The organism is Niastella sp., from assembly GCF_045805085.1.
In the GTDB taxonomy this organism is placed as follows: domain Bacteria; phylum Bacteroidota; class Bacteroidia; order Chitinophagales; family Chitinophagaceae; genus Niastella.
Genome location: NZ_JBJMLX010000088.1, coordinates 1 through 11,633, shown reverse-complemented (window position 1 = coordinate 11,633; position 11,633 = coordinate 1). Strand labels below are relative to the sequence as shown.

Here is an 11,633-nt window from a genome sequence, read left to right as displayed (position 1 = left end):
ACATGAGCAAACAACAATATGTGCTGGCGATTGACCAGGGAACCAGCAGTACCAAAACCATTATTTTTAATGAACAGGGGAAAGTGGTGGCGCGTGGTCATGAACCGTTGCAAACGAATTATGGCGCCAATGGTTTTGTTGAACAGGACCCCGAGGGTATTGTGCAGAACGTGCTGGCATCGGTAAAACATTGCCTGGAAGATCTTGCCAGTCAGCAGTTGGATGTACGGGCCATAAAAGCCATCGGTATCAGCAACCAGCGCGAAACATTTGTTGTGTGGGATAAAAGCGGTAAACCATTGTACAACGCCGTGGTATGGCAATGCAAACGGTCGGTAGACATTTGTGAGCGGTTAAAACCATTGCCCATTGCCGAAGACATCAAGACCAAAACCGGTTTACTCGTTGATCCTTATTTCTCGGGCACCAAACTGGTTTGGTTGTATGAAAATGTAGCCGAAGTAAAACAGGCCATCGATAAAGGGGAAGCCTATTTTGGCACTATCGATACCTGGTTATTGTATAAATTCACGAACGGACAAAGCTATTATACCGATCATACGAATGCATCACGCACTTTGTTTTTTAACATTGAATCCCTCGATTGGGATGCCGATCTGTTGAAAGCATTCAACCTGCAAACGCTCAACCTGCCGCGTTGTGTGCCTGCTTCCTTTATGTTTGGCAAAACCACCCTGCTGGGCGTGCTGGAAAACGCTGTTCCCATAACCGGCATGATCGGGGATTCTCACGCCGCTGCATTCGGACAAGCCTGCCTGGAACCCGGTTCTGCCAAAGCTACGCTGGGCACAGGTTGCTCTGTCATGATGAATATCGGCGACAAACCCAAAGCTTCTTCCACCGGTATGGTAACCACCATTTGCTGGAGCACTGAGCAACAGGTTTGTTATGCGCTGGAAGGCGTGATCGTTACCTGTGGCGCTACCATTGAGTGGTTGAAGAATGAATGGGAATTGTTTAACGACAGCCGCGATACCGAAGCCATGGCCATGGCGCTGGAAGATAACCAGGGCGTATACCTAATACCCGCATTCAGTGGTTTGGGCGCGCCCTATTGGGAAATGAACCGCAAGGCCAGCATTCATGGTTTGACCTTCGCCACTACCAAAAATCATTTGGTGCGTGCGGCGCTGGAAACCATTCCCTACCAGATAAAAGACGTAATTGGCGCTATGGAAACAGACGCCGGTTTATTGTTGAATCAGTTGATGGTAGACGGTGGTATTACTGGTAATCGTTTTGTGGTGCAGTTCCTGGCCAACCAGTTAAACCGTAAAGTAGTTATCAGCGGCTTCCCCGAAGTTTCCGCCCTGGGCGCCGCTTATATGGCGGGGTTAAAAGCAGGGGTGTATACCGGGTTGCAGCAATTACAGCAATTGAAGGTGATAAAAGATACACTTGTTCCTGCCGATGTAGAAAAGAATAAGGTGTGGTATGCGGGATGGAAAAGAGCCATTGGCTCTTAGTTGACCAGTTGATCAGTTGACCAAGGAAGTTGACAGGTTGACGGAGTTAACAAGTTAACAAGGAATACAAAATTAAAAAGGGCCCAGGCTATTTTAAACAGCCTGGGCCCTTTTCTTGTATCAATTTTCGTACTTCCTACTTCTTACTTCAGCATCTTCATGCTTTGTATTTCCTGGTTAACTGGTTAACTGATCAACTGGTTAACTGTCCCATCTACTTAGCAAAATAGTTCCTTAATTCCCCTGAGTTCTCACTATAATTCCACCGTATCTGATCCGCTTTCCCATCTCCATTCACATCATTGAAATAGAAGTACGTATTCTCGCTTTGAGATGTGCCGCGTAACGTATAAACAGGTCCGTTAAAGGCGCCGGATTCGGAATAATAAACTTTGAGGAAGCCGGTATAGTTAGCCGGGTTCCAGTATACTTTATCAGCAAAGCCATCTCCATTCATATCGGCAAAATAGAAGCGGGTGTTTGATAAACCGCTGGAGGCGGAATTGCTGAAAGAAGCGTTCGCTGTAAAGGTGCCATCGCCATCGGCCGTGTATACCATTGTTTTGCCTGCGTTCAGATCAGGATGCCAGTAAATTTTGTCGGCCTTGCCATCACCGTTTACATCGGCATACCAGAATTGTGTACCGGCAGTGGTGCTGGCGCCTTCGGCGCCCGATACTACGGTGCCGCTAAAACTACCACCGGAAGTGGCTAAGTAAACACGGGTATGCCCATTGTCGAAGGTAGCGTTCCAGTAAATTTTATCAGCTTTTCCATCACCATTCACATCTGCAAAATTGTAGATAGTAGTGGCGCCTCCGCTGGTTCCTTCCGGATTGTCAACTGCCGTGGCGCTAAAGTTGCCACCTGTCGTTGCCAGGTAAACGAGGGTATGTCCTGAGTTGAGTGTGGGGTTCCAGCGAACCTCATCCGCTTTGCCATCCCCATTGATATCCGCATAATAATAGCGCGTGGTAGAAGAGGTGGAAGCGCCGGCGGCATGGGTAACAGCCGTAGCGGCAAAAGTGCCATCGCCATTAGAGAGGAACACTCTTGGTTTACCACTGTCATAAGTATAGTTCCAGTAAATTTTATCGGCATCACCATCGCCGTCTACATCAGCAAAAAAATAGTCGGTGGCGGAGCTGGCGCTGATGCCATTGGCATCGATATGGGCGCTGCCAAAGATGCCGGGAACATAAGTTGCCATTACAGGCCAGTGGTCGGAGGGCCAGAGCGTTTGTCCGTTTACGGTGAAGCTTTTAGTGATCACGCTGGAGCTGGTGAAAGCCATGTTGCGGGTGCTGAGTAACCAGTCGATCTTGTGATCGCCTGTAGCATCCCAGCCATGAAAAGTAGGATCGCCGCTGCTATCGAACAGGGCGTCAACCATGTTCAGGCCGCTGGCATCTTTTATAATACCCATTTCGGCCGTACCGGGCTGGGCGTTAAAGTCGCCAATACAAATAACCGGCAGGTTGGCGGTGTTGTTGTTGTTGATGTTCAGTAATACAGTGTCCGCATTCAGCTGGCGTTCGGCAGAGCTTAAGGTGGTCCAATGGCTGTTCACCACAAAATAACTGTTGGCGGTGTTTAGCTTGTCCTGCAACACCACCCATTTGCCGGAACGGTATTCTGTCTCCATCATGGTAAACCAACCAGCACTGGTGCGGGTAAACCGGCTGTTCTTGTAATAGATCGTTTTGGGTGAACCGTTAGCAGAGCCGCCTTTGTAATATCCATAGCCGGCGGCTGTCAGTTGGGTATTGAACCAGGTTTCGATGCTGTCAACGGCAATTTCCTGCAGCCCTACGATATCCACATTATTATCGAGGATGATCTGCAGACAATAGTCCTTGCGAACATACTGCGAGAAGGGATCGGTGGGGTCGTCATTCCTGACGTTAAACGACATCACCTTGATCGGGTTCATGTCGGAAATGGTAGAGGCGGCTACGGCTGCCCGGGCATTGGGTTGGGTAGCAGCGGCGGATTTGCCGGCTGCCTTCTCAAAGGATGCCTTTTTACAGGCTGCAAAGCCAATGACAAGCAGTAGGAGCCAGGGCATGGCAATGCCTGGGTTAATTAAATTACCTTTTTTCATGTTGACAAAGTTTTAGTTGGTACTTTTTGTGTTTGGTTTATGGAAATAGATAATCCATTATTGGTTGACAATAATTAAAATATAGGGAAATGAATAAAAACGGGCGGTTCGAACCTGTTGTATTTCAGGCTATAATTTAAGAGAACGTGCGGCACTTATGAAACAAAAGTAACTGTAATTAAAGTTAACTAAACCAATTGTGGATATGAATTTAAGTAAATTAAAGTTTTGGAAATAATTAAGTAAAGATTATTTAATGGAAGGGCATTAAAAAAGGTGGGTCACTCTTTGACAGTGGCTCACCTTCATAAACAAGTAAATCATTTGTCAGCCGGTGGACGGCTCACCTTCATAACAAGGTGAGCCGCCCTTTAAGGGCGACCCACCTGATTTTAACTTTAAAACTTAAGAACTATACCTCTGGGGATTCAGAATTCTTATACCACGAAAGCGCACCGGTAGGGCACTTTTCAACCTGATTTTTAATCGCTTCCGAATCGGCGCCGGTCATGGTGACCCAGGGTTTTGTTTTTAAGTTGAACACCCTGGATAATTGCGTTACACAGCGGCCCGAATGTTTGCAGAGCTCCGGTTTCCAAACCACGGTAATCTCTCCGTTGGTGTATTTTAGTTTCTTTTCAACGTCTTCATCGTGATAGATATAGCTTCTCACTTTGATGTTTCCTTCAAGCAGTTTGGAAACGGGGCATTGGGCGGCAATTTCCAGCAACCTGTTCTTTTGCTCGGGATCCACACCTTCCGGTAAGAGAACATCGCGGTCGATATAGGTGGTCAGTGCATCGCCCTCCTTTGTCTGCCACATATTTACATTCACCTTAATCTCAGGAATGTCCCAGCCTTTTCTGTCGATATACATGCGCAGGGTCACCAGGGTACAACTGGCCAGTGAAGATAATAACAGGGTAAAAGGATCGGGGCCAGTGTCCTGGCCGCCTTGTTTTTCTGGTTCATCGGCAATGAATTGTCCATTGCGCCATTCAATAACACACTGGTATTTAGTGGTTCCAATAGTGCCATGAACCGGTTTTTGTAATTTATATTCCATGTGAGGGTTTTGGGCACAATTTACACCTTTCTGTCAGGTGATCAGGTAAGGATGGCGCAGGACGGTTGGCATAGCTGAATTGGGTAATTTAAGTGATACCAAACGATTGAACCAACTATGAAAAAAATGTATGCTGCTGCAGCGATATGCCTGCTGCTGACCGGGTTTTCTACATCCGCTCTTTGCAAGATCTATTATGTGGCCACCGATGGCAACGATGCCAGTGACGGCGAAATCAGTACTCCATTCCTCACTATTCAACGGGCACAAACTTCCGCAGCAGCGGGTGATACGGTGTACATCCGGGGAGGTACCTACGTAATGACCACCGCACAAATCGCGAAGTATTCCAGCATCTGGGCTTATGTTACCCTGCTTAATAAAAGCGGCGCCAGTAATAATCGCATCAAATACTGGAACTATCCCAATGAGAAACCAGTGTTTAATTATTCGGGCATTAATCCCGCGGGTTATCGCATTAATGCCTTTCAGGTCACCGGTTCGTGGATCCATATCAGGGGCCTTGAAGTGGTGGGCGTACAGGTGAATATTACCACGCATACCCAAAGTGAATGCTTTGAGAACACGGGCAGCAATAATATTTATGAAAGACTGAGTATGCATGATGGTAAGGCCATCGGATTTTATTTAACCAAAGGCGGCAACAACCTGGTGCTGAATTGTGATGCTTACAATAATTGGGACAATGTTTCTGAAAACGGGTTGGGTGGCAATACGGATGGGTTTGGCTGTCATCCCAACAAGGACGGGGTTGGGTATACCAATAACGTGTTCAGCGGTTGCCGGGCCTGGTTTAACAGTGACGATGGCTTCGATTGCATCAATGCATTTGAGGCGGTAACCATCGAAAACTGCTGGAGCTTTTACAATGGGTATTCTACTTCCTTTGCCAGTTTGGGTGATGGTAATGGATTCAAAACAGGCGGTTTTGGCGTTACCGATTTCAGTAATCTGCCGGCTACTATTCCCCGCCACAACGTTCGTTTTTGTATGGCTATCCGGAATAAAGCGAACGGTTTTTATGCCAATCACCACCTGGGCGGCAACAACTGGTATAATAACTCGGCTTATTACAATGCCGTAAATTACAATATGCTGAACCGAAGTGCGGATCATACGGCAGATGTACCGGGTTATGACCATAACCTGAAGAATAACCTGGGCTGGGGAGGCCGTAGTGCAGAGTACAGCAACCTGGATACTTCTACCAGCAATGTGAGTTATAACTATTTTACATTGCCGGTGACCGTTAACAGCTCGGATTTCCTGAGTATGGACCAAAGTCTGCTGACGGCAGCCCGCCAGTCGGACGGAAGTTTGCCTGTCAATAATTTTATGCGGCTGGTTACCGGCAGCGATCTGATAAATAATGGAACAGATGTTGGTTTTGCTTACAATGGATCGGCGCCCGACCTGGGTTGTTTTGAATCTTCGGAAACAGCAAGAGAAGTTACTACTTCATCAACGGCAAAACCTGTTTTCTTTTATGCGGTACATGGTTTTACCACTGCTAAAAGGGACCATTAATACTTCCTATTGTTGTGGCGAGAACAATAGCCGATACCAGCACAGCTCCGCCTATTGTATAGCCAAGGGCGCCGAGCACATAACTATTGACAGTGCGCTTCTGGTCTTTTTGTAACACTTCAATTTTTTGTACCTGGTTCAGGTTAAAAGAATAGGGTCCGGGAACGGCGGTGGTACCGGGTTGAATATACAGGTGCACTTCATTCAGCACGCCCAATTGGTTGGGGTCGGATCTTTTATACCGGTGATGGTGGTTTATACCACCTGCCAGGTGTAGTTTGTGTTCGGGCGCCAGGGTGTCTAATGAACAGGTGATGACCGAATGGTCGGCGCTGAGCTGCACATGGTTCATATAATACGCGTTGCCGCCTTCCCGTAAAACAAAATACCGGTTCATTAATTTCAGGCTGTCAATTTTTTGCCCGGTATGGTTGCTGGCGGTTGGCGTTATCGTTTGCGCCAGGTAATAAGTGTGACAGCCCGTACAAAATATAAAGGCCAGCATGATTGCCCAAAAGGCTGTTGTGGCGTTGGTGCAGTGTTTCATGGTTTAATATTGATGTGGTTAGAACCAATATCCTATGGTAAAACCGAGATAGTGATTTTTAGTACGGTTGCTACTATAACTGTAGGATATATTCTTTAAGCCCTGCATGTAGTTAGCCCCGATAGAAAAACCTATTGGCCATTCATACAGCAGCAACAGGTTCACGCCCATATCATTGGTTTCCATGCCATAGTTGGCCTTTTTATTTAGTAACAGGCTGATTACCGGTCCGGCCCCAGCCAGTAACTTTTTTTCACCAAGTGGGATTACATACAGCAGGTTTACCGGAATGTCAATGTAAGTAAAGGTGGTCCTGTCCACATACTCGGATTGAGTAGTTGTATTGGTGTTGGAATTGAAATAGGTTGTGACATACCTCGCTTTGGCGCCTTTGCCGGTAAGTACAAGCTCGGGTCGTAACAAAAACTTTTTACCGAGATTGATGTGCGCAAAGAATCCGCCAGTTCCCAGGATCCTTGAATGGTAATTTGTTTTTGCAGGAGAGGATGATTTTACGGAAATATTTGAAACAGCTATTCCGGCTTTTATGCCAACATGAAATTGGGCATGCACAGGTACTAGTGTAAGCAATGCAATGGAGAGCAGGCATGCTATGGGAGTGCAGTTGGTTACCATTGGTCGAACGGGTTTAAGGGCCATATACAAACTAAACAGGATGTACAAACTAAAATCTCATAGGTACATCAGGTACGGGGAGATCTTTGTGAAGTTCAGTTGGAGTGAGATTGGACGATCAAATACTCACCTGTTCAAATATATAATAATTTTAATGGATTGCGCGTTTTTGAAAAGATTTTACGATTACCAATTGTTTTGTAGCTTACAATACACTTAATGAAAAAGGCATCACTCTTACATATATTGGTTAGCATGCTGTGTTTAGTCAGTTGCGCCAGGTTCGATAACGATCTGTTTGACTCCATCAGCAAGAATGATATTGGCAGTGTAGACCATATGCTAAGAAAGGGCAGGGCAGATGTGAATAAGAAAGATGCGAAAGGCCGCACGCCTTTATTGCTGGCTGCCGGTTTGGGGGAAAAAGACATGGTTCACCTGCTGATCACCAATGGCGCGCATACCGAAGATAAAGACCCGTTTGGCGAAACGCCGCTATCGGTTGCAGCGATGAAAGGAAACACAGAAGCTGCTCATGTGCTGGTGGAGAACAAGGCAAATGTAAATACGGTAAACAACGATCAGGTAACTCCGCTCATGTACGCCGCTTCCTATGGTTTTCCTGACATTGTTTCTTTGTTATTGGATCACGATGCCCTTGTGAATGCGGTGAGCAAGGAAAAACTGACCCCGCTTGTATATGCCTGTAACAATAATCATAAAGATATTGCCGGCCTGCTGATAGCCCATCATGCCGATGTGAATTACCTGATGCATGACAATGAAACCATCTTAATGATGCTTTGCACGAAAGGCTATGCCGAACTGGCCCTGTTGTTAATTGACAATGGCGCCCAGGTAAATGCACAAACCACTTATAAAGCCACTGCATTAATGGCTGCCTGCCGTAACCGCCATCCCGATGTAGTAAAGGTATTGCTGGCCGCCCATGCCGCCCCAACCATTAAAGACGAGAATGGAGAAACCGCGTTGGATCATGCTAAGCGGGCGGGAGATCAAACGATAGTTTTGATGTTAGAAAAGGGACCAGGTAGTAATAAGTAAAAGTTACAGGTTCCAGGTTACAGGGAAATTCTGTAACCTGGAACCTGTAACAGGAAATTTGTAACCTGAAACCGGTAACTGGTATCAGGTAACTAGAAGATACGCGTCATCAATCCCGATCCATTCCCGGAACCACCACTTCCAGTGATAGTTATATGACCGGCATTGCCATTACCATCATAGCCCCAGGCTTTGTTGTTGGTAGCTGTGCAATTGGTAACGGTATGGGGCACGTTTTGTCCGGCGCTGCCCAGTTTAAAACCATTGCCATCGCCATTGGTTCCATACCCATTGTTCGAAGCGGTGCAACCGGTAATGGTAACGGTGGAAGGTTGTCCGTACAGATCCCAGCCATCATCGGAGTTGTGATTGGAAACGCAGCTTTGGAACTTGTTGCCAGCGCCACCGGATAATTTACAGGCAAAGCCATCGGCATTTTCACCACCGTTGGCATTGTCGTAATTCTCATTCGAATGGCAGGAAACAATGGAATTGTTGTGCGCGCCATTGTAGACCTGCAGGCCTGTGTCGTGATTACCGGTAGTGGTAACGTTATTAACGTAGTTGTTTCCACCTGTCTGGATTACCAGGCCGGCATCAGGGGCATTCTTAATCACCATATTGGTGATGTTCCAGTAGCTGCCGTTACATTTTACACCCCAGCTGCCGCTGGGCTGGCCCGAACAATCGAGCGTACCACCGGTAAAATTGATCTTGGAGCTGGACGTGCCGCTGTTCAGCAACTGCAGCGTAGCTGTTAGCTTAATAGTACCACTAACGGTAATAATATCACCGGCTTTCGCATTGGCAATGGCTGTCTTTAAGGCCGATTCGGTTGTAACTGTCGTGTTAGTTTCTGTAGTAGCGGAGTGGTCTGATGGATCAGCAGGCAGTTCGTGGTTCTTTGCGCAGCTGGCAAAAAGAATTACTAGCGCCGCCAGGGCGCTGAGATTTTTTTTCATACTTTAAGGCAAGTTTAATCGTTAAAAAAAATGTTCGCCTCTAAATTTAGCACTTGTACCAAATTGTTAGAGTTAGATGTTAACATTAATTTGTGCAATCGTTGCCGGTATCGATTGCACTTTGCCTGCAATATTTTAATAACAGTATAAACCACATTTGTAAAGGCAAAGGGCAAAGGGCAGAAGGCAGAAGGCAGAAGGCAGAAGGCAGAAAGAATGCCCTCAGCGCAAGATCGGTATTAATCTCGAAGTACGCGAGCCATGTTTGCCGTTTGCCGTCTGCCGTTTGCCGCCTAGAACTCCTTCCCATCTATATTGTATAAATTATAATCCGTCATAGGCGCATCGGTATAACCCAGGTTTCTGCCCATGGTTATTACCTGTCCTCGATGATATGTACTATGGTTGGCCACCTGCATAATGTATTCGAAATTCCTGAAGTCGCAGCTGAACCAGGGGCTTTCAATAAAGGTCCTTTCCTGCACGGTTTCATCGGTCATACTACTGATAAAGGTGGCCAGTTCGCCGGAGGTTTTCAGCAATGTATCAAATACGTCTTGCAGGCTGCCAGTAAATTCACTATAAGGCAGTTGATCCTGTTTTTTAATTATAGTAAGCCAGTAACGTTCTGTTTGCCAAATGTGTAGCAGGGTAAGCCTGATACTGGGAAAGCTGCTGGCCACTCCCTGTTCCAGATCGGCCGCCGGTTTGCTTTTCAACCATCTTACCAGCGTGGTGTTTGCCCACAGGTTGTAATTCGCATAGTTCTTCATTAAATAGGCAATCGCCGTATCTGCTGTGGCCGGGGCCATGTATTGGGTTGTCATATTTGTTGTTTTTTATTGGTACAAAGTAAAATATGGGTAGTGACAACAGTATGTCAGCAGGATGGAAAAAAAGGGCGGGGGTTTTATATTTAAGAAATGTATATTATCTTGGCAGCTAATCATTATATCTATGAAATCCATTACGTTAATCCTGTTTACCCTCGTGTCTTTCATACAAGGATATGGTCAGGCTGCCGGCGGGCAGGAATTTGGGGAGGATATCAGATCCTGGTTGAAGCTGGGTGAACACAAGGTTGACCTTATGTCTGTAAAGCAATCGCTAACCACCCGGCAGGTTGAACTCAGCAACAAGGTGATGAAGGCCATGCAAAAGAATGCACTCTGGGTGCGTGACTCTCTTCCAAATGTTACCGATTCTACGCTCATCTACGAAAAGTTTGGCTTATCAAAAGCGGAGTTCGACGAATACCTTCTTTCCGGTGAAAAAAAGAGCACCCCCGAGCTGGTAAAAACAGGGGATGAAACCCTGGTGATAACCCGTAAAAAGAATAACCTCGTTTTTACAGGCACCGGCCGGTTAAAAGTGCTGGACTCTTTAAAATTCAATACTGCCCTGAACGAACCCCTGTATAATAGCAAGGAGCTGGAGTTGAGTAATAAGTCGGGTGTTGATAACAGTGATAATCCTTTTAAGAGTCCCTGGAACGGCTACCATTTTACCTACGAGCATTATGGCGATGTGACGGACAATGATCCCAAAAACCTCACCGCCCAAACCATCACTTTTGATGTAGGCCAGATCAAGGACAGCGGCAATACCATTCTCATGTTCATGCTGATGAATTTTGAAAACGGCAAAATGGTGCAATCTTCTACCGTTATCTGTATGTTTAAATAGCGGTTAACAGAAACATAACAATCCACAATAATATTTGGCATTTTTCTACTTTCCCCATTCTTTTTGATCGATTTTGTCAAAAAGGGTGGGGTTTGAGTATTTTATTACACATAACCACGGTCAATTTTTGTTAATCATTACCTTATGTTGTAATAAACTATATATTATTCTTCAGGCTTATGATTTGCATTATGGAGTGGGGTTCCATGCAAAACCTTTATGGGGATTGACCACTAAATTCTTTTGAGTGATAGAACATGAGTTGCTTCGATAGGGGATATTTAGTTTTTCCATTTTTTTAATTATTAACGATTGCTACTAACATTTCACAAACTTTTTCGTGTTTGTTAGGGCAACTTTTATTGCTTAAACAAAATAAGAACGTGTATGCAACGATCAACTTATGTGGTTATTATGGCTGGTGGTATTGGCTCTCGTTTTTGGCCGGTAAGCAGAACAGACTATCCCAAACAATTTCTTGATATATTGGGAACTGGTGAAACATTGATCCAGCAAACATTCCGTCGGTTCG

The 11,633-nt window shown here is 45.8% G+C and carries 11 protein-coding genes; 5 read left to right on the top strand and 6 right to left on the bottom strand.

The annotated features are described in order from the left end of the window. Positions 1-2: 2 nt before the first annotated feature. Entirely contained in the window at positions 3-1,487 is a 1,485-nt protein-coding gene (locus ACJ751_RS04395) for an FGGY family carbohydrate kinase (protein ID WP_407744159.1), read from the top strand. A gap of 214 nt (positions 1,488-1,701) precedes the next feature. On the opposite strand, the gene ACJ751_RS04390 is transcribed toward ACJ751_RS04395, so the two are convergent. After that, positions 1,702-3,591 carry an FG-GAP-like repeat-containing protein gene (locus tag ACJ751_RS04390; RefSeq protein ID WP_407744158.1) on the bottom strand — a complete coding sequence of 630 codons (1,890 nt, stop codon included), beginning with the start codon at positions 3,589-3,591 and terminating at the stop codon, positions 1,702-1,704. A 412-nt stretch (positions 3,592-4,003) separates the two neighbouring features. Next, positions 4,004-4,657, bottom strand: coding sequence for a (4Fe-4S)-binding protein (locus ACJ751_RS04385; RefSeq protein ID WP_407744157.1), 654 nt, complete (start codon positions 4,655-4,657; stop codon positions 4,004-4,006). Positions 4,658-4,774: 117 nt separating this feature from the next. On the opposite strand from ACJ751_RS04385, the gene ACJ751_RS04380 reads away from it, so the two are divergent. Then, complete coding sequence (locus tag ACJ751_RS04380; protein ID WP_407744156.1) at positions 4,775-6,205, top strand: right-handed parallel beta-helix repeat-containing protein; 1,431 nt, start codon at positions 4,775-4,777, stop codon at positions 6,203-6,205. Here ACJ751_RS04380 and ACJ751_RS04375 read toward each other — a convergent pair. Together ACJ751_RS04375 and ACJ751_RS04370 are read right to left on the bottom strand one after the other, a co-directional pair. Then, on the bottom strand, positions 6,189-6,752 hold the full coding sequence (locus ACJ751_RS04375; protein ID WP_407744155.1) for a hypothetical protein: 564 nt from the start codon (positions 6,750-6,752) through the stop codon (positions 6,189-6,191). The genes ACJ751_RS04380 and ACJ751_RS04375 overlap by 17 nt on opposite strands. 18 nt (positions 6,753-6,770) lie before the next feature. After that, on the bottom strand, positions 6,771-7,388 hold the full coding sequence (locus tag ACJ751_RS04370) for an outer membrane beta-barrel protein (RefSeq protein WP_407744154.1): 618 nt from the start codon (positions 7,386-7,388) through the stop codon (positions 6,771-6,773). Positions 7,389-7,607: 219 nt separating this feature from the next. Between ACJ751_RS04370 and ACJ751_RS04365 the strand changes: the two genes are divergently transcribed. Next, positions 7,608-8,453 carry an ankyrin repeat domain-containing protein gene (locus tag ACJ751_RS04365; RefSeq protein WP_407744153.1) on the top strand — a complete coding sequence of 282 codons (846 nt, stop codon included), beginning with the start codon at positions 7,608-7,610 and terminating at the stop codon, positions 8,451-8,453. Between the two features lie 92 nt (positions 8,454-8,545). Here the strand turns inward: ACJ751_RS04365 and ACJ751_RS04360 are convergent, their stop codons facing one another. Beyond that, positions 8,546-9,415, bottom strand: coding sequence for a right-handed parallel beta-helix repeat-containing protein (locus tag ACJ751_RS04360; protein ID WP_407744152.1), 870 nt, complete (start codon positions 9,413-9,415; stop codon positions 8,546-8,548). Positions 9,416-9,708: 293 nt separating this feature from the next. Further along, positions 9,709-10,242 (bottom strand): DinB family protein, encoded by a 534-nt coding sequence (locus ACJ751_RS04355; protein WP_407744151.1) that lies wholly within the window; start codon positions 10,240-10,242, stop codon positions 9,709-9,711. A 130-nt stretch (positions 10,243-10,372) separates the two neighbouring features. Here ACJ751_RS04355 and ACJ751_RS04350 point away from each other — a divergent pair, with 130 nt between their 5' ends. Continuing rightward, a complete protein-coding gene (locus tag ACJ751_RS04350; RefSeq protein WP_407744150.1) occupies positions 10,373-11,101 on the top strand; it encodes a hypothetical protein in 729 nt (242 codons plus the stop codon). A 387-nt stretch (positions 11,102-11,488) separates the two neighbouring features. After that, on the top strand, positions 11,489-11,633 hold a 145-nt coding region (locus ACJ751_RS04345; protein ID WP_407744177.1), incomplete at its 3' end, for a sugar phosphate nucleotidyltransferase.